The organism is Bacillota bacterium (genome assembly GCA_040755295.1).
GTDB lineage: Bacteria > Bacillota > Desulfotomaculia > Desulfotomaculales > Ammonificaceae > SURF-55.
Window position 1 is genome coordinate 1 of sequence record JBFMBK010000006.1, and the last position, 18,372, is coordinate 18,372.

Genomic DNA, 18,372 nt, shown 5'->3' on the forward strand with positions numbered 1-18,372 from the left:
CTGGTTCGTTTTGTCATCAATCTGACCTCCTCGGTATTTGTGGTTGTTTCGCTAACTCCATTTGTACCAGGAGGTCTTTTTGTTGGTCAATCTTTGTTTCAAAGCATTACAGGAATGCTTCGAAAATAAATCAACCGCCAATCCAGCACTCAGGCTCTGAGTGCTGGACAAGAACGCCATGTATCAAGAAAATAGAAAAGGATTATGTGATAACACTTAACTAGCTGGTTCCACGTAAATTTTTATTCGACGTGGCGCCGCCTAAGGCGGTATGGGGTATTCCCTTGAAAATAGTTCTTCTTTCGGTGGGCGCGGCGATAAACAACGCATTGCTGCATCACTACTCGCCGTGTTCCGTGCATGTTCGCTAATGCGCCAACCAAAAACGGCTATCGGTTTGAATTTGGCTCTTGAGCGCAGAATTCAATTAATACCTTTTCTTTTCCACCATGTGTCCTGCCCCTATCGGATTCCTATCGGACGCGCAGTTCGCATATCTTGCGGAAATGGTAGCCATAGATGGCGAATGTGATGGCAAGCGGGAACGACTTGGGCCGGTGAAAAAGCGTCCACAAGAAAAGCTTCCAATACTGGAACCGCTCCTTGCCTACAACGCCCAGGCGGAAGATGGAATCAACGAACGCAAGCATGTACTTCGAGAAATGCTCAAAGTCCGGCGGGACTTCAATCGCCGGCACCTTGTATTCACGCAGGAAGGTCTTGACACGCTCATAGTAAACCTCGGGTGAATAGATGTTCCGCATCAGGTTCTTATATCCGTTGCGCAACACATCAAGGTTCATAACCGGGACGATATTGGTCGTGCCGTCCACGTTGTCCCCCGACATCCGGTCGAGCAGGCGCCCCGCCCGTTTCATCCGCTCGTAAAGCTTGGTGCCGGGAGGGGCTTGAAGCAAACCGACCATCGCCGTTACAATCCCGCTTTTCTGAATAAAATTGATCAGCCGCTGGAAGGTGACGGGCGAGTCGTGGTCAAAACCGACGATGAATCCTCCCTGTACCTGCAGCCCTGCCCGCTGGATGCGCCTTACGTTTTCGACCAGGTCACGGTTCAGGTTCTGTTTCTTGCTGCATTCGGCCAGGCTGTCCTCGTCAGGCGTCTCGATCCCGATAAAGACCACACGAAAGCCCGCCTCGACCATCATCTTCAACAGCTGCTCGTCGTCGGCGAGGTTGATGGAGACTTGAGTGTTGAACGAAAACCCCGCCTTGTTTTTCCTCCACTCGATCAGCGCGGGTAAAAGCTCGTTTTTAAGACGCCTCTTGTCACCGATAAGGTTGTCGTCAACGAAGAATACGCCCCTACGCCACCCCAGGTCGTAAAGACCGTCCAGTTCGGCAATGACCTGTTGAGCGCCCTTTGTACGCGGACGGCGGCCGAACAGCGCCGTCACGTTGCAGAACTCGCAATTGTAGGGGCAACCCCGCGAAAATTGGACGCTCATCGTGCTGTAGCTCTTTAAATCAGCCAATTCCCATTGGGGAACAGGCGTCTTTAGAATATCGGCAAATCCGGATGCCGCGTAGACACGCTTGGCGCGCCCCTGCTGCAGATCGTCCAAAAACGCCGGCAAAGTCAACTCGGCTTCGTTCAGGACAAAGTGATCAACCGCCTCAAACTGTTCCTGCTCCGTCGTGAAGAGCGGACCGCCCGCAACGACCGTTACTCCCGCTTCCTTGCACCGGGTAATAACCTCGTGTGCGGACTGTCTCTGCACGGTCATGGCGCTGATGAAAGCGTAGTCGGCCCACTCGAGGTCTTCCCCGGTGAGCCTTCTTACATTGGTATCCACCAGACGTTTATTCCACTCCGGCGGCAACATCGAGGCTACGGTAAGCAGCCCGAGCGGCGGGGAGGAGGCCTTTAAGCGTATGAATCTCAGTACGTGCTTGAAACTCCAAAATGTATCCGGAAACTCAGGGTAAATCAGAATCACATTCATAAGGTCTTTCTCCTTTTCACCTCATTCTACTTTGAAATCGGACCTCGCGCTGCGAATTTGCCGCCGAACATCCTATTTTTATATTTCTCCCAATGGTTGCATTATATATTAGTAAAGAAAGAGGCGTCAAAGTTATAATATGCCATAATGCTGTGATATATGGGAGTTTTTTTAAAAAGCTCGAAGGTAATCTCCTGTATCAGAGGAAAGGATGGCGGAGCGCCTCCGGCTCCTCTATAGGGTCAACTGAAGGAAAAAACGACATAGACGCGCGGTGTTATGTTCGTGCAGGAAACCACGTTATACGAAAGTAATCCCCCGAAAAAAATAAGGGGCTTACGCCCCGGGTTTACTTAGTTGTCTCGTTTTTCAAGGTAGCGTTCCAATTTTCGCTTTACCCGCTGGAGGGCGTTATCAATCGACTTTACATGTCTTTTAAGGTCTTCGGCTATTTCCTGGTAGGACTTCCCGTCAAGGTAGGATATCAGAACCTTCCACTCCAGGGCGCTTAAAAGCTCGCCGATCTTCTCCTCGATGTTGTCAAACTCTTCGCGGCTGATGATAAGCTCTTCCGGGTCGGTGAGCCGCGCGCCGGACACCACATCCAACAACGTACGGTCGGAGTCTTCGTCATAAATCGGTTTGTTTAAAGAAACGTAGGAGTTTAAAGGGATATGTTTCTGCCTGGTAGCGGTTTTAATCGCGGTGATAATCTGCCGCGTGATGCACAACTCGGCGAAAGCCCTGAAGGAAGAGAGCTTGTCAAGCCGAAAATCGCGTATCGCCTTATAAAGCCCAATCATGCCTTCCTGGATGATATCCTCACGGTCCGCTCCGATAAGGAAGTACGACCGCGCCTTGGCCCGGACAAAATTCTTATACTTGTTAATCAGGTACTCCTGGGCCTCAATATCGCCCTCCCTGGCATGTTCCACAATCTCTTCATCTTGCAGCACTTCGTATTCTGGGAAAGCCTGCCGGTTCAAGCCGCTGAGGCTCAACCTATCGCCCCCACTTCGTTATGGTTGTCCATGCCGTTTATGTTTCACATTATAACTAACAGGTCAATTGGCGTCAAGAAAAATTAGTCCTATCAAATTCTGCCTTTATCCAGGCGCCATTTCGCCATAATCTTTCGGATACCGCCGGTCAACCGGCTTTCCACGGAATCATCACCGGGTCGGGAAGAGACCGATTCCTGGTTCCGGTACCTCTGAATCACCTCGGCGACCATGGCATCGAACTCCCTGGGCGGTATGCGTAGCGCCCCGTGCCCCAGTACCATTCTCTGCTCCGCCCGGTCGGCGGTTACCACCGATACGGTGAAACTCCCCGCCAACTGGGCCGCCAACCGCTCTATCACCGTATCGGCGGCTTCCCCTTCGGCGGTAAAAATAACCGTGACGTCGTCCCGCTGCTCGACACTCCCCTTACCGCCTTTAACCCGGTAGGCGTCAAAAACCACGACCACGTCCACGCCCGTAAGGGCCGCATACTGCGCCAGTTGATTCAAGAGGCGGTCCCGGGCATGCGCCATATCAAACTCTTTGCCCGGAGCCTTCCCCTGTAACCGGAAAAAGATAAGGTTGTAACCGTCAACTATCGTCGCTTCGCGCATCAACTTCACGTCGTTGGCGGATAACCTCATAAAGGACAAGCGCCGCGGCTACGGAAGCGTTCAGCGACGTAATACTCCCCATCACCGGTATCCGCACCAATAAATCGCACTCTTTTTGCACAACCCGTCCCAGGCCTTTTTCCTCACCCCCGATTACCACCGCCAGCGGTCCTGTAAGTTTTAAATCCCAGAATACTTGGGGCGCACCGGCGTCGGCGCCGACAACCCACAAGCCCTGCCCTTTCAACTCGCGGAGCGTCCGGGCGATATTGGCAACGCGGGCTACAGGCATATACTCCGCGGCGCCCGCGGCCGCCTTGGCAACTTCGCCGGTAAGCCCCGCCGCGCGCCGCGTCGGAACAACCACTCCGTCCACGCCCGAAGCAGCCGTGGTGCGCAAAATGGCACCCAAGTTGCGCGGGTCGGTAACGTGGGAAAGAACTACCAGTAGTGGTGGTTTTTTGGCCTTATTCAAGATATCGTCAACACCGACGTATTCTTTACCGGCCGGGAAGGCAAGGTATCCCTGATGCACCCCCCCGGCGGCCAAACGGTCAAGCGCCTGCCTGTCCACCAGCTGCAGCGGTATTCCCTTCGCCATCGCCATGCTGCGGACTTCTTGAAACATCGGACCGCCCAGGCCCCGCGCCACCAGGATCTTATTCAGCGGACGCCCGCTTCTCAGGGCCTCCTTTACCGGATGCCGCCCGTAGAGCACCTCGGACAAAATTCAAACCTCCATAGATTTGGATTTGCGGTCAAGAAGTCGAGAATCCAGAATCCAAGAATTCAGAATAGACAAGAGAAACCCTATCTTCTGACTCGTAACTCGTTACTACTGACTTCTGGCTTCTGACTACTGGATTCTAATCCTATACCCTCTTCCACCTTACCCCTTCGGGGGTGTCTTCCAGTGTGATCCCTATCTCCTTGAGCCCATCGCGTATGTTGTCGGCGGTGGCCCAGTCCTTCCTTTCCCGCGCATCCCGGCGGACCGATATAATCAGGTCCAAAAGCTTAACGGTCAGGTCGTCGCCGTTTCTGTCCTCTTCCACCAGCGGCTTGCCGTCTACTTCCGTGAATATCCCCAGAATAAGATTAAAGTTGCAGAAAAGGTCAATCGCCTTTTGCAGCGTTTCTTTGGGCGGCAGCAGCGCCGCGTGAACCGCGGTGTTGACCTCCCGGACCAGGTCGAAAAAGCAGGCTATGGCACGCGCGGTGTTGAAGTCGTCGTCCATGGCGGTCTTGAATTCTTCTTCGAGGCCGATAAGATTGTCGGTAAGGACACCGTCACCCCTGCCGGGCGAGGCTCTGCCCAACGCTTCCACAAGAAGACTAAAGCCGTTTTTCAGCCTTTCCATACCCCGTACGGCCGCTTCGAGGTACTCCGGCGCGTAGTCAAGCGGGCTCCGGTAATGCGTTCCGAGAAGGAACAGCCGCACCGCCGGGGCAGGGTAGCGCTCCAGCACCTCCCGTACCAGGAATACGTTGCCTACCGATTTGGACATCTTCTCCTGGCGTACGGTGATAAAGGCGTTATGGACCCAGTAGCGGGCAAACGGCTCACCCGTTGCGGCTTCCGACTGGGCGACTTCGTTCTCGTGGTGGGGGAAGACGAGGTCGGCGCCCCCTCCGTGGATGTCGAAGTTGCTGCCGAGGTACTTCAGAGACATCGCCGAGCACTCTATATGCCAGCCGGGACGCCCATCCCCCCAGGGACTCGGCCACTTCGGCTCTCCCGGTTTCGCCGCCTTCCATAACGCAAAATCAAGCGGGTCCAGCTTGTTTTCCCCCGGTTCCACCCTTGCTCCGGCCAGCAGGTCGTCTATTTGACGTCCGGAAAGCTTTCCGTACCCCGAAAAGCGCCTTACCGCGAAATAAACATCTCCGCCCGCCGCGTAGGCAAACCCCTTCGCCACCAGGTTTTCGATCAGCTCTATTATTTCCGGAATATGCTCGGATACCTTGGGGTGAACATCCGCCCGCCGCACATTCAACGCATCGGTGTCTTCGTAGTAGGCCTTTGTGTATTTCGCCGCGACGGCCTGCGGTGTCGTTCCCTCTTCCCCGGCCCTTTTGATTATCTTGTCGTCCACATCCGTAAAGTTCTGAACGTAAACCACCTTATACCCGCAGTACTCCAGGTACCTGCGAATTGAGTCAAAAATCACGAAAGTCCTGGCGTTCCCCAGATGGATGTAGTTATAGGTCGTAGGGCCGCAGCAGTATATCCTTACCCGCCCCGGTTCAGCGGGAACAAGCTCTTCCTTTCTTCCGGTTGTGGTGTTGTAAAGCTCTATCAAAACCCATCCCCCTGTATCAGTTCAAAGTTCAAAGTTCAAAGTCCAAGGTTCTAAGTCACGAGTCGAAGGTCCTCAGTCCTCAGTCCTCAGTCACGAGTCTTCTGGATTCTGACTTCGGTCTTCTACCTTCTACCCTCCGGCTACTGTCTACTGTCTACTGACTACTGTCTACTGATTACTACTCCTGCTGTAAAAGCGCCACCGCGTAAGCCGCTATCCCTTCCCCGCGGCCGGCGAAACCCAACCCTTCAGTGGTAGTCGCCTTTATGTTTATCCGCGACGCGGGAGCGCCCAGTACCCCGGCGATGTTCTTCCCCATCTCGGGTATATAAGGCGCGAGGCGCGGTTTTTCGGCTGCAACCACCGCGTCCACATTGCCTATCGTGAAACCGCGTGCGGTTATGATTTCATTGACCCGGGAAAGCAATTCCAGACTGCAAATGCCCCGGTAGGCAGCATCGTCAGGCGGAAAATGCATTCCGATGTCCCCTTCACCGGCCGCGCCCAAGAGGGCGTCCATCACCGCGTGGCAGAGAACGTCCGCGTCGGAATGGCCCTCAAGACCTTTCCCCCAGGGAATCGATGTGCCGCCCAGGATCAAAGGCCTTCCTGGAACCAAACGGTGGACGTCATAACCGACACCCACCCGCAGTGGAGCACCTTGACTAATTAGCGCCGATGCAATCATGAAATCCTCCGGCGTGGTCAGCTTAAGGTTCTCATACCCGCCGGGCACCACCTTCACCGGCAGACCGCAGCGTTCTACCAGGACCGCGTCGTCCGAACCGTATAAACCTTCCCGCTGGGCACGGCGGTGCGCCTCAAGCAGGATCTCAAAACGAAAGACCTGGGGCGTCTGGGTCAGGTAGAGGACCTCCCGCGGCAGGGTTTCCGTTACGAAGCCCGAATCCCCTACGACCTTTACCGTATCCTTCGACGGCACGGCCACGACCGCTGCGCCCCAGGAAACGGCGGTATCAACAGCGGCTTCGATGTATTCAGGGCGCACCAGAGGGCGCACCCCGTCATGAATCACCACTATGTCCGGCGGTCCGGGAAGGCATTGAAGTCCCGCCCATACCGAATCCTGCCGCTGCGTTCCGCCGGGAATAACCGAAACAACCTTCCGGTAACCGCCCGGTTCAACAATTTCCTGCCGGCAATAATCTTCTTCCCCCGGCGGGACAACAAGCACCACACTCTTGACCACCGCCACCTTTTCAAAAACAGCAAGCGTCCGGCTTATAACCGGAAAGCCCCCCAAAAGGCGGAACTGCTTTTTGGGACCGCTTCCCATCCGGACGCTCTGCCCGGCGGCAACGACCACCGCGCCGGCATCAACCAACCGCGTAACTAATCACCCTTTCGCATTACAATGGCGGAAGTGTTTCGCTGACGGAACGCGGCGAGATGCAAGCAGGGCGCGAAAGCCAGCCTGGGGTAGCGCGGAGCGTACATTAAGGTACGTGAGCACTGCCCCTGGTTGGCTGACAAAGCCATGCGCAGTATATCGCCGCGCCCTACGACCGGGGCACCTGAATAATCAACCAACCGCGTTCACCCCGTCAAGCTTAGTCGGCCCCGGTTCTTCCCTTAGCGTCTTCGGTCTTGCGAATATCATTCTACCGGCGGTTGTCTGCAAGACGCTCGTAACCGCTACCTTTACCGGCTGGCCGATGTGTTTCTTCCCGCCGTCTACAACTATCATCGTCCCATCGTCAAGGTAAGCAACTCCCTGACCGGCTTCCTTGCCGTCCCGCACGACCTGGACGACCATCTCCTCGCCCGGAAGGACGATCGGCCGCAGGGCATTGGCCAATTCATTCACGTTCAGAACCTTAACTCCCTGAAGCTCCGCCACCTTGTTAAGGTTGAAATCGGTGGTGATAATTTTCCCGTTTGACTTTTTTGCCAGTTGAACCAGCTTGGCGTCAACCTCCTGCACGTTAGCCAGGTCCTGCACGTTCTCGTATATCTGGACCTTTACCTGAGCCTCTTTCCTTATCCTGTTGAGAATATCCAACCCCCGGCGGCCGCGGTTCCTCTTCAATATATCGTTGGAATCAGCGATGTGCTGCAACTCATCAAGAACGAAAACCGGGATCATAAGCACCCCTTCTACAAAACCGCTGGCGCAAAGGTCAGCGATGCGCCCGTCTATAATCGCACTGGTATCCAAAACCTTTACGTTTCCCGGTGCGCGATTCTCTTTGGAAGACTTGTCCCTCAACTTAGAGAATGAAGCCATCATCCCCCAGAACTCCTCGCGTTTCTTCACTCCTATGGAAAAGCCCAGGTACCCAAGTAAAACAGTAATACCGAGCCGGATTCCCGTTCCGATCGAACCTAACGCACTAAGGATGGCGCCGAATAAATTGGCAATTATAAGTCCGGCAATTAAACCAAGGACTCCCGCTAAAAGATCTGCAACCGGCATCCGTTGAAGATACTGCTCACCTTTCGTCGTTATCCAAATAACCCCGTTTATCAGACGGGGAGCAAGTAAACCGCCGAGCGCCAACCCGAATGCGGCAAATAAAAAGACAAGACCGATATTCGTTATTAAATGATACTCCCGGAACCGTAAAAGTACGAGGCCGGCCAACACGCCGCCGCCGCCAAAGACTAAAACCAATAAGAAAAAAATCGCTCTGCGAATCAAAATCCGATTCACCTCCTTTCCCGAGATTCTTCTTTACCTTCTGTCCCAATTATACGGATTCTATGCAGCATCTTCAAGGAGACCGTTATAAAATTTCACCTGCCCCATCAAGAGGCTTGGCGTCAAAACCGAGGTCTCCAGACTCATACAATCCGTACTTTTTTCAGTGTCCCGGAACACTTCGCGGATTATAACACCTTTGTGTTGACGGATTACGGTTTTTAAATAATATAAGGGGATTTAACGAACAACAGGAGTCAAAGTTTAATCGTTAGTCTGCGGGTCACAAGCGCAAGTTAAGTCGAGTGATAAAATATGCCCGAAACCAAAAACTGCGCCAGACCTGCTGGCGCAGTTTTTACGCAAACGCTTTGTCTAAGAGGCTTTTAGCTTTGTCCTCCTCAAGTTCGGTGGCCAGCACCAGCTCACTTATAAGAATTTGCTTGGCGTTTTCCAGCATCCGTTTTTCTCCTGAGGATAAACCTTTTTCCCGTTCCCTCCTGGCCAGATTGCGTACAACCTCCGCCACGGCAAATATACTTCCGCTTTTTATCTTTTCTAAGTTTGCCCGATAACGGTGATTCCAGTTAGTGGGCATCGCGTTTGCAGAAGCCTTTAAAAGAGTAATCACCTGGCGGACTTCATCTTTGTCAATTACCTGCCGGAGTCCAATCTCTTCGCCGTTTGCAATCGGGATCATCACCTTCATGTTGCCGACGGGGAGACGTAGGACGTAGTATTCTTTTGTTTCTCCCAGGATCTCCTCCTCCTCGATCGCCTCGATCACTCCAGCACCGTGCATGGGATAAACAACCTTGTCACCGATCTTGAACAACTGACCACCTCCCAGAGCTAATGAACCTATCGCTATAAAGATATCACCAGATGCCGGTTTTGTCAAGGGCGTAGTATTTTAACATAACCGAATTTGGCTGTCAAATAATTTTTGCTCGTACAATAGAAAAATTTTACCGGTACCGCTCCTGCAGCAGCTGATTCCAATACCGCTTCAGACCCTCCTTGATGAGACGCGCCCGGGTCTCACCGATGCCTTCCACGTCGTCGAGTTCTTCGATAGAAGCTTGAAGAATCCGGCTGAAGTTGCCAAACGTGCGCGCAATGTTCTCGATAACCGGGAAAGGCAGGCGGGGCAGCCGGCTCAGAATCCGGTAACCGCGCGGTGACACGACCTGCTCAAGGATCCCGGCGCCTCCGGAAAAACCTAGGACCCTGGCGATGAGTGAAAGGTCCAGAAGGTCCTCCGCCGGCCAGCTTTCGATAATACTCAGGATGTCTTTGGGGGCTTTTTCTTCAACCACGTAATAATCCTGAATAATTAACAGACCTTCGTTTTCAACGTTTGTTACCAGTTCTTCGACCTGCATGACTATCAGGCGTCCCTCACTGCCGAGTTCGGAGATGTAGTGTTCTATTTCCTTAACTATGCGAAGGGTCATCTCGGTACGCTGGATAGCCTTTGCGACCTCGAACAAAGTAACCGTGTCCTCAAATTCGAGCACCGTCAGGTTAACTACCGCCTGGTTCAGAACTGCGCGGTATTTTTCCAGGGTCTGAACTGCCTGGTTGGCCTTGGCCAGGACGACCTCAAGATCCCTCAAAACATATTTGGTTGAACCCTTGTATACGGTGATCACCCCGCGCCGCTGGGAGATCGAAATAACCAGCATGCCGGTCTGCTTCGCAACCCGTTCCGCCGTCCGGTGTCTGATACCGGTCTCGGAAGAGGGGATACTGAGATCGGGGATCAACTGGGCGTTGGCCGCCATAATTCGTTTGGTGTCTTCGCTTACAATTATCGCGCCGTCCATTTTGGCAAGCTCGTACAACCGTGCGGGTGAAAACTCAGCGTTGACCACAAAGCCTCCCTCCGCAATCTCCATTACCTTGTCGTTATCGCCGACGACTATCAGCGCCCCGCTTTTTGAGCGCAGGATGTGTTCGAGACCCTCTCTAAGCGGCGTCCCAGGCGCCACCGTTCGCAGGATTTTCAGCAATTGCCTCTCCATGAACGACCTCCTTCGTATCGGCCGCCAGGTATAGAAGACTGCTGCAAAACTATGCCCAGCAATTGGGAAGTGCGAGGTGGGATGTTAGACATCTCACTTCTCAAACAGTCTCCGTGACCTTTGCTAAGTTAACTGCCGAAAGACTTTGGGTGTCTTTCTATCGGTTAATTCGTTCAGCAACACTTTTCTTAAAGAAAAGCATCCCCCGGCAGGGGGCTTTTGGAACCGGACGGTCAGGCGCCGTTACGATTCCAGAGCGGCCTCCAGCGCCTCGCCGAGAGTCGCCGCGCGGACCGTTTCGAGGTGGTTCTTAATCTCGGGCCCCGGACAGACAACCGCTCTTTTAAAACCGAGTTTAGCCGCTTCCTTCAGACGAGCATTGAGCGCGTTGACCGGACGTATCTCGCCGGTCAGCCCTACTTCACCGACTACGACCGTACCCGGTACAACCGCCACCTCCCGGTGGCTTGAAGCCACCGCTACGGCGACCGCCAGATCGGCGGCCGGTTCAACGATTTTTACGCCGCCGACGGCGTTAATATAAGTGTCACAGTTTCCAAGCCTGAGTCCGACCTTTTTATCGAGAACCGCAATCAGAAGCGCAGCCCGGTTGATGTCGAAGCCCGCCGTCATTCGCCGGGGCACGCCGTACGGGTTTGTAGAGACAAGCGCCTGCACCTCCACCAAAAGCGGCCGCGTCCCCTGAAGGACCGGCACAACCACCGATCCCACCACCGGGTGCTGCTGCTCCGATCCCAGGAAAAGGGCCGAAGGGTTCGCAACGTCCACCAACCCTTCCTCACGCATTTCAAAGACCCCTATTTCGTCGGTCGCTCCAAAACGGTTCTTTACTCCGCGCAAGATGCGATAGTTGTGATGGCGGTCGCCTTCAAAATAAAGCACCACGTCGACGGCGTGTTCCAGCAATCGCGGACCGGCCAGAATACCGTCCTTGGTAACGTGCCCGATGAGGAAGACAGGCGTTTCCGTGCCCTTGGCCACCTGTTGAAACTCGGCGGCGCATTCCCGGACCTGCGCAACACTCCCCGGGACCGCCTGCACCTGGGGCTGTGTAGTGGTTTGGATCGAGTCGATCACCACGGCGCGAGGGCTAAGCGCCTCAATATGCTCCTTAATCACTTCCACATCGGTCTCCGCGGCTATAAAGATGTTTGCGGTACCGATGCCCAGTCGTTTAGCCCGCAGGGAAACCTGCCTTGCGGATTCTTCGCCGGTGACGTAAAGCACCGGGCCCCCCTTGCTGAGATTCCGGGCGACCTGCAGGAGCAGGGTGGATTTTCCGATACCGGGGTCGCCGCCGATAAGGATTAGGGAACCGGGGACGATTCCACCGCCGAGAACGCGGTCAAATTCGGAGATGCCGACAGGCAAGCGAATTTCTTCCGCGGCCGTCTCTTGAAGGTTATGAAGGACCGCACCGGTTTTATTTTTCTTTTTATCCGTGGAATCGGATATGACGTTTATGAATGAATCCCAGTTCCCGCAGGCCGGGCACCGGCCTACCCAGCGGGTTGACTGGTAACCGCAAGCAGAGCACTGGAAATCCGTCTTAATCATACCAAACCCCTAACTTTTCCAGAGACAAACACCTGTATACATTTTAAATCATGTTTCTACAAAAAAAAAGTGTAAGTCTTCAGTACGCTCGACTCCGTCCGACGGCCACCTTGGCGCCACGCCTTCTGGCGGCGTTCCGTAATTGTAACGCCTCCGAATAAAAAATCCCGCTTATTAAGGCGGGATTAATCTCTTTTTAGACCTTTTTCACGGTTACTTTCCCCTGCACGGCGTCGACGGCAACCCTGTCACCCTTGGTATAAGTGCCCTTAAGAAGTTCCTCGGACAATTCATCCTCCACCATACGCTGAATGGTACGACGCAGAGGCCTGGCGCCGAATTTTTCGTCGATCCCTTCCTTCGCCAGAAGGTCCTTCATGCCTTCTTTGAACTCCACCACGACATTTTGCTCCTGAAGTCTTTTCGCCACATCCTTGAGCATCAAATCCACTATCGCCCGGACGTGCTCGTTTGATAACGCGTGGAAGACGATGATCTCATCGACCCGGTTCAGGAACTCGGGCCTGAAGGTGCGGTGGAGTTCGCCCATCACCTGCTCCTTCATCGTGTTGTAAGCTTCCTTTTGTTCCTCGCCGGCCTTGAACCCCAGTCTTCCTTCTTTTTTCAGAAAGCTGACGCCCACGTTGGAGGTCATAATTATCACCGTGTTCTTGAAATCGACCGTGCGCCCCTTGGAATCGGTTAACCTGCCGTCTTCCATCACCTGGAGCAGGATATTGAAGACATCCGGGTGCGCCTTCTCGATCTCGTCAAGCAGCACCACCGTATACGGACGTCTCCTGACCGCTTCCGTGAGTTGGCCGCCTTCTTCGTGTCCGACATAGCCGGGCGGTGCGCCGACCAGCCGCGACACGGTATGGCGCTCCATGTATTCGGACATATCGATTCGGACCGTGGCATCCTCATCCCCGAAAAGGACCTCGGCAAGCGCTCTCGCCAGTTCGGTTTTACCCACACCGGTAGGCCCCAGGAAGATAAAGCTTCCTATCGGCCGCCGCGGGTCCTTGAGCCCTGCCCGAGCGCGCCTGATGGCGCGGGATACGGCGGTCACGGCCTCATCCTGTCCGACAACGCGCTGGTGAAGAGTCTCCTCCATTTTCAATAAACGCTCTGTCTCTTCGAGCTTTAGTTCCTTCACCGGAACGCCCGTCCAGCTCGACGCAATCTCCGCGATATCCTCAGGACCTACCACGAGTTCCCCTTCGGTTTGTTTGGCACGCCATGTCTCGCGCGCGGTTTCGATTTCGCCGCGAAGCCGCGCCTCCTGGTCGCGGAACTGCGCCGCTTTTTCGAACTCCTGCGCCGTTATCGCCGCTTCTTTCTCCTTCCGCAGTTCTTCTATACCTTCCTCGAGCTCCTTGAGGTCCGGCGGCGGTGTGAAAGCGCGGAGCCTCACCCGCGAAGCGGCTTCATCAACGAGGTCTATGGCCTTATCCGGCAAAAAGCGGTCGGTGATATAACGGTCCGACAGCCTTGCCGCCGCGTCGATGGCTTCATCCGTAATCCTGACCCGGTGGTGCGCCTCGTAACGGTCGCGCAAACCCTTGAGTATGGCGATGGTGTCCTCAACCGTCGGCTCGTTCACCGATACCGGCTGGAACCTGCGCTCCAGGGCAGGGTCTCGCTCTATGTGCTTGCGGTACTCGTTAAGCGTAGTCGCGCCGATGCACTGCAACTCGCCCCGCGCCAATGCGGGTTTCAGGATATTGGCGGCGTCGATCGCTCCCTCGGCCGCGCCGGCGCCGATCAGGGTGTGCAACTCGTCGATAAAAACGATAACGTTACCGGCGCTTTTGATCTCGTCAACAATTTTCTTGAGGCGCTCCTCAAACTCGCCGCGGTATTTGGTGCCCGCAACCACCGAAGCCATGTCGAGCGCCACCACGCGCTTGTTCTCCAGCACCTCGGGCACTTTGCCCGACGAGATGCGTTGCGCCAAGCCCTCGGCGACCGCCGTTTTTCCCACGCCCGGGTCGCCTATCAGCACCGGGTTATTTTTGGTGCGCCGGCTGAGGATCTGAATAACCCGTTCGATTTCGTTCTGCCGTCCGATTACCGGGTCGAGCCTGTCCTCCTTCGCCAGGTGTGTGAGGTCGCGCGCATACTGGTCCAGTACCGGGGTCTTATTCGCGCCCTTCTCCACCCCCGGTCCGGGGCCGCCGGGGACACCGTTGCCGATCGCCTCCACCACCGCCGCCCGGACGCGTTCCAGTTCGATACCGGAAGCACCCAGGACCCGCGCCGCTATTCCTTCGCCCTCCCGAATCAGACCGAGAAGGAGGTGCTCCGTCCCGATGTAGTTGTTACCCAGATGGCGCGCCTCGTCGATCGCCAGTTCCAGGACACGTTTCGCCCTCGGTGTAAGGGCTACCTCTTGCGCAACCGGGCTCTCACCCGGTTCCACCATCTGCTTGACCTGCGCCAGCACGGACTCGGGATCTACACCCATCTCCGTCAAAACCCTCGCCGCCACCCCTTCACCCTCGCGCAGCAAACCGAGAAGTATATGTTCCGTCCCGACAAACGGGTATTGCATCCTGCGCGCTTCTTCCTGCGCCAGAAGCAGTACTTTCTGCGCCTTTCTTGTAAATCTTCCGAACATCTCGTCCTACCTCCTCAGAAAATAAATCAACCGCCCAGACACCAAGAACGCCATGTATCAAGAAAAGGATTATGTGATAACACTTAACTCGCTGGTTCCACGTAAATTTTCATCGTTCGTGGTGCCGCCTAAGGCGGCATGGGGCAATCCCTTGAAAATAATCCGGATCCAAATCGAATCTACTACTTCTTACTTCCGTATTTTCCATTCTTACCCGATTGTAGACGCTCGCGGATCAGCCGGGCCCGCAGCATATCACGCTCAAAGGGTTTAAGCTCTTTTCCGGCCATTTTGGTGAGAAAGGCCGGTTGGATAAGCACCATAAGCTCGGATACCAAACCCAGCGGGATAATCTGTATTACTTTCAACGCAAGTCCGAGACGCAGGTCCGAAAGACAGCGCATCGCCTCCTCCGAGTTGATTACCCTTGCGTACTGCAGTACCCCGTAAGAACGGAAAATCCTGTCCTCCAGGGCCCCGCGCTGTTTTTGGTAGAGACCCTGGCGGGACTCGCGTTCCTGAGTTACCAGCCGCCGGGCCAAAGCCGTAAGGTTGCTGATAATCTCGTCCTCACTCCGGCCGAGGGTGATCTGGTTTGAAATCTGGAATAGGTCCCCGGCAGCCCTCGTGCCCTCACCGTAAAGGCCGCGGACCGCCAGACCGAGCTTGCTCAAACCGGAAACAACATCCTCCAGGACCCTTGTGGCAACCAGGCCCGGAAGATGCATCATCACCGAAGCACGCATGCCCGTCCCTACATTGGTCGGACAAGCGCTGAGATAACCGAATTCCTCGTTGAAAGCATATTCGAGCGTCGCCTCTAGTTCATCATCCACCCGGCTCGCCAGCCGCCAGCACTCTTCAAGCGCCAGGCCCGGCTTCAGACACTGGACGCGCAGGTGATCTTCCTCGTTGACCATAATGCCCACCATCTCGTCCGACCGTAAAACCACCGCCTTCTCTTGAGGATCGCCCTTGAGGAAATCCGGGCTTACCAGGTGTTTCTCCACCAGAATTCGCCGCTCCACCGGCGTCAGTTCGGCCAGAAGGGACACCTCGAACCGGCCTACCTTTTTGACGGATTCGGGGCGCTCGACTGCCAGACGAACGGCGTGGATGACTTCTCCCGCCTGCTCGCGACTCAAGCGATGCGGGAAAGGGTATGTCGCAAGGTTGCGGGCGATCCGGATCCGGCTGGAAACCACCACGTCCTCTTCCGCGCCGCCGCCCTCCATCCAGTAGCTGTGAGGGTCGGCCAAAGTTTCTCGCAACGCCATTTTACTTTCCCCCTTCCAACCCCTTTTCAAGGTCCCGTATCCGGTCTCGAATCTCCGCCGCTTTTTCGAATTCTTCCTTGCGCACTACCGCTTCAAGTTCCCTGCGGAGACGTTTGAGTTCCTGCTTCTTCCCGGCCAGTTTTCCGCAGCGCTGCGGCAGCTTGCCTATATGCTGGGTTGTACCGTGAACCCGCCGCAGGATTTGATCGACCGCAGGACGCAGCGACGTATAACAGTCGGCGCATCCGAAAAGCCCCCGTCCTGCGAACTCCTGTTCCGTTAAACCGCAGTTCAGACACCGGCCGTACGCCGGTTCCACCGGAGCCTTCTGCTCTTCATACAAACCGCCGAGAAGGTTGTGCAGCACAAACTGCGGCATTACCCCGAAACCGGTAATCCCCGCCTCCCGCGCGCATTCCTCGCAAAGATGTATCTCCTGCTTCTTGCTGTTCGTTATTTCCGTATAGTGAACCGTTGCCGGTCTCTTGTTGCATCTTTCGCAAACCATGGTCTTCCCCTCCAAATCCTTACCGTTTAAACACCGCCGCAACCATATTCTTAAACAGCGCCGCCCTCAGTCTGTTCCCGGCAGACGGCGATTCCCTGATGACCTCGGAAGAAACCGCCGCCAGCATCAGTCTTGCTTCCCTCACGGAAATCAGCCCTTCCGCTTCAAGTCTCTTTATCACCGCAGCGGCTTCAGGCTGGGAGACCGATTCCCCGGCAGACTCGAAAATATCGCGCGCAAGCTCCTCGAACGTCCCCAAAGGCAACCGCGAAATCCTCAGAAACCCGCCTCCGCCCCGCCGGCTCTCAATCAAAAACCCGTGCTGCAGTGTAAACCGCGTGGCTAAGACGTAGTTTATCTGCGAAGGCACACAACGGAAATAGATCGCCAGGGAATTCCGCTGCAACTCAATCTCCCCGGAAGGGCTCTGTGCCAGCAAAGCCTTGATGTGCCTTTCAATTTCGTCCGAGAGGCGCACGAATACCATGAACATCGCTCCAAAATATATTTGACTTTAACTAACCTTAACCTTAAATCATGCCCTACAAATTTGCAAAGCTGCCTACGAGTGATTTTTACCTATTGTCTGCCGGATTAAACGATAAATATGGAGTTGTCTTTCCAAGGCGATTATTTTCACCAAAATGCTGCCTTATCGCCGCGCAGGAGAACAATCGCGCCCTTGACGGCATAACTCATAAGTAACTATTCAGCCGCTTAGTGTTTATCTGACCCGGCACTCAAATATACGCTAAGGCTTAGACATCGCCGTCTTTATCGGGTGAGTTGAGTGCCGGGCGCCGAGATGCCGCGCCCGACGACCGGGACACCTGAATAGTTACAGTCATAAACAGGTGATTAATATGAAGAAAGAATTAGGCCTTGCCCTCGGGGGCGGGTTTGTACGCGGCATGGCGCACATAGGCGTGCTCAAGACGCTGGAGGCCGAGGGAATCAGACCGTCGATTGTGGCGGGCACCAGCGCCGGAAGTCTCGTAGCCGGCCTATATGCCGCCGGATGGTCTGTAAAAGAGATGGAGGATATGGCACGCAGCTTACACGCCGACGACTTCCTTGATCCCAGGCTGATAAGAAATCTATGGAGGCTGGCGGCGTACGAAATAAGCCAAAGATTCCGTGCCACGCGGGGGAAAGCACCTCCTTTGGGCGTATTGCCCGGCGCCAACCTGACTTCCTTCATTAACAAGATGTTCGGGGCACTCCGTTTTACCGAGTTGCAAATACCGCTCGTCGTGACGGCGACGGATATTATCTCGGGCAAGCGGGTGCTGTTTACGTCATCCTCCCTGAGGAGGGACGAGTTTTTACCTCTGTCAAACCCACCCGTGGCGCAGGCGGTACGCGCAAGCTGCACAGTACCCGGTCTGTTTGAACCCGTACGTATCGGTAAAATGCTGCTTGTCGACGGGTCGGTGCGGGAAACCGTGCCGGCGGAAGCCACGCGGTGGGCCGGGGCGAGGGTCGTTGTGGCCGTGGATGTCGGGGCAGGCGGCGGCGAAAACCAGTCGATGGAAAGCTTGTTGGATATACTGGCGGAATCCTGGGAACTGGCGATGAGCGAAGGCAAACGCAAAGAACTTGAAACCTACGCCGACCTGGTCATTAAACCGGAGTTAAAGGCCGCAGGCCGCTGGGATTTCAGCAAGTGTTCGCACTATATCAAAGCCGGCGAGCAGGCGGCTCAGGCTGGTCTCCCAGAAATCTCAAGGCTCCTGAAATAATAATAAGCATGTGTTAATCACCGCAAATCAAGGTTATCAGGCAGGGAGTTTCTCCGGCGCTTTCCTGAAG

15 protein-coding genes are annotated in these 18,372 nt (G+C 55.0%); 1 reads left to right on the top strand and 14 read right to left on the bottom strand.

The genetic code is table 11. The features are described 5' to 3' along the window. Nucleotides 1-473: 473 nt before the first annotated feature. The 14 genes from AB1500_05985 to AB1500_06050 all read right to left on the bottom strand — a co-directional run bounded on the left by AB1500_05985 (nucleotide 474) and on the right by AB1500_06050 (nucleotide 17,047). Nucleotides 474-1,964 (bottom strand): B12-binding domain-containing radical SAM protein, encoded by a 1,491-nt coding sequence (locus tag AB1500_05985; protein ID MEW6182714.1) that lies wholly within the window; start codon nucleotides 1,962-1,964, stop codon nucleotides 474-476. A 353-nt stretch (nucleotides 1,965-2,317) separates the two neighbouring features. Further along, nucleotides 2,318-2,965: an RNA polymerase sporulation sigma factor SigH gene (gene sigH, locus AB1500_05990; GenBank protein ID MEW6182715.1), complete on the bottom strand. Its 648-nt coding sequence runs from the start codon at nucleotides 2,963-2,965 to the stop codon at nucleotides 2,318-2,320. Between the two features lie 92 nt (nucleotides 2,966-3,057). Next, complete coding sequence (locus tag AB1500_05995; protein MEW6182716.1) at nucleotides 3,058-3,612, bottom strand: NYN domain-containing protein; 555 nt, start codon at nucleotides 3,610-3,612, stop codon at nucleotides 3,058-3,060. After that, on the bottom strand, nucleotides 3,560-4,300 hold the full coding sequence (rlmB, locus tag AB1500_06000) for a 23S rRNA (guanosine(2251)-2'-O)-methyltransferase RlmB (protein ID MEW6182717.1): 741 nt from the start codon (nucleotides 4,298-4,300) through the stop codon (nucleotides 3,560-3,562). Before rlmB ends, AB1500_05995 begins: the two co-directional genes overlap by 53 nt. A gap of 154 nt (nucleotides 4,301-4,454) precedes the next feature. Further along, nucleotides 4,455-5,882 carry a cysteine--tRNA ligase gene (cysS, locus tag AB1500_06005; GenBank protein ID MEW6182718.1) on the bottom strand — a complete coding sequence of 476 codons (1,428 nt, stop codon included), beginning with the start codon at nucleotides 5,880-5,882 and terminating at the stop codon, nucleotides 4,455-4,457. A 181-nt stretch (nucleotides 5,883-6,063) separates the two neighbouring features. Continuing rightward, nucleotides 6,064-7,230, bottom strand: coding sequence for a 2-C-methyl-D-erythritol 4-phosphate cytidylyltransferase (gene ispD, locus AB1500_06010; protein ID MEW6182719.1), 1,167 nt, complete (start codon nucleotides 7,228-7,230; stop codon nucleotides 6,064-6,066). A gap of 198 nt (nucleotides 7,231-7,428) precedes the next feature. After that, a complete protein-coding gene (locus tag AB1500_06015; GenBank protein MEW6182720.1) occupies nucleotides 7,429-8,547 on the bottom strand; it encodes a PIN domain-containing protein in 1,119 nt (372 codons plus the stop codon). Between the two features lie 358 nt (nucleotides 8,548-8,905). Then, nucleotides 8,906-9,382: a CarD family transcriptional regulator gene (locus AB1500_06020; protein MEW6182721.1), complete on the bottom strand. Its 477-nt coding sequence runs from the start codon at nucleotides 9,380-9,382 to the stop codon at nucleotides 8,906-8,908. Nucleotides 9,383-9,515: 133 nt separating this feature from the next. Then, nucleotides 9,516-10,574 carry a DNA integrity scanning diadenylate cyclase DisA gene (gene disA / locus AB1500_06025; protein MEW6182722.1) on the bottom strand — a complete coding sequence of 353 codons (1,059 nt, stop codon included), beginning with the start codon at nucleotides 10,572-10,574 and terminating at the stop codon, nucleotides 9,516-9,518. Nucleotides 10,575-10,817: 243 nt separating this feature from the next. Then, on the bottom strand, nucleotides 10,818-12,152 hold the full coding sequence (gene radA, locus AB1500_06030) for a DNA repair protein RadA (GenBank protein ID MEW6182723.1): 1,335 nt from the start codon (nucleotides 12,150-12,152) through the stop codon (nucleotides 10,818-10,820). Between the two features lie 196 nt (nucleotides 12,153-12,348). Beyond that, entirely contained in the window at nucleotides 12,349-14,775 is a 2,427-nt protein-coding gene (locus AB1500_06035) for an ATP-dependent Clp protease ATP-binding subunit (protein ID MEW6182724.1), read from the bottom strand. Nucleotides 14,776-14,957: 182 nt separating this feature from the next. After that, a complete protein-coding gene (locus tag AB1500_06040) occupies nucleotides 14,958-16,052 on the bottom strand; it encodes a protein arginine kinase (GenBank protein ID MEW6182725.1) in 1,095 nt (364 codons plus the stop codon). 1 nt (nucleotide 16,053) lies between these two features. Then, nucleotides 16,054-16,560, bottom strand: coding sequence for a UvrB/UvrC motif-containing protein (locus AB1500_06045; GenBank protein MEW6182726.1), 507 nt, complete (start codon nucleotides 16,558-16,560; stop codon nucleotides 16,054-16,056). Between the two features lie 19 nt (nucleotides 16,561-16,579). After that, nucleotides 16,580-17,047 carry a CtsR family transcriptional regulator gene (locus AB1500_06050; GenBank protein MEW6182727.1) on the bottom strand — a complete coding sequence of 156 codons (468 nt, stop codon included), beginning with the start codon at nucleotides 17,045-17,047 and terminating at the stop codon, nucleotides 16,580-16,582. 376 nt (nucleotides 17,048-17,423) lie between these two features. Between AB1500_06050 and AB1500_06055 the strand changes: the two genes are divergently transcribed. After that, nucleotides 17,424-18,302 (top strand): patatin-like phospholipase family protein, encoded by an 879-nt coding sequence (locus AB1500_06055; GenBank protein ID MEW6182728.1) that lies wholly within the window; start codon nucleotides 17,424-17,426, stop codon nucleotides 18,300-18,302. Nucleotides 18,303-18,372 lie beyond the last annotated feature (70 nt).